At 69.4% G+C, this 608-nt stretch carries 1 protein-coding gene; it reads right to left on the bottom strand.

Features of this window, described 5'->3' with window-relative positions; genetic code table 11:
• On the bottom strand, nucleotides 1–608 hold a 608-nt coding region (locus tag QYM41_RS17660), incomplete at both ends, for a DEAD/DEAH box helicase (protein ID WP_368801076.1).

Here is a 608-nt window from a genome sequence, read left to right as displayed (position 1 = left end):
CGACCCCTGGCATGTTCTTGGGCTTGTCCAACGCGTGGTCCCGCTCCTCCTCCATGGAGTTGGCGAGCGCCATGAGCGTGGGCACCGAGGGCAGGAACACGGACGCGGTCTCCCCGCGCTTGCGGGCGCGCACGAAGCGACCCACCGCCTGGGCGAAGAACAGCGGCGTGGAGGTGGACGTGGCGTACACGCCCACGGCCAACCGGGGCACGTCCACGCCCTCGGAGACCATGCGCACCGCGATCATCCAGCGCTTGTCGGATTCGGAGAACTCGTCGATCTTGTTGGACGCGGTCTTGTCGTCCGAGAGCACCACGGTGGGCCGCTCCCCCGTGATGGCGTGCAACTGTTCGGCGTAGGCCTTGGCGTCCTGGTGGTCCGTGGCGATCACGAGCGCCCCGGCGTCCGGGACGGTGCGCCGCACCTGCGTGAGCCGCTGATCGGCGGCGCGCAGCACGGACGGGATCCACTGCCCGTGCGGGTCCAGGGCGGTACGCCACGCATGGGACGTGATGTCCTTGGTGAACCCCTCCCCGAGCTGGGCGGCCATCTCCTCACCGGCCGAGGTCCGCCAGCGCATCTGACCCGAGTAGGCCATGAAGATCACG

The sequence above is a fragment of the Kocuria oxytropis genome (assembly GCF_040981195.1).
Lineage (GTDB): Bacteria > Actinomycetota > Actinomycetes > Actinomycetales > Micrococcaceae > Kocuria > Kocuria oxytropis.
The sequence above is the reverse complement of the archived record's forward strand: the minus strand, read 5'-3'. Positions and strand labels throughout refer to the sequence as shown.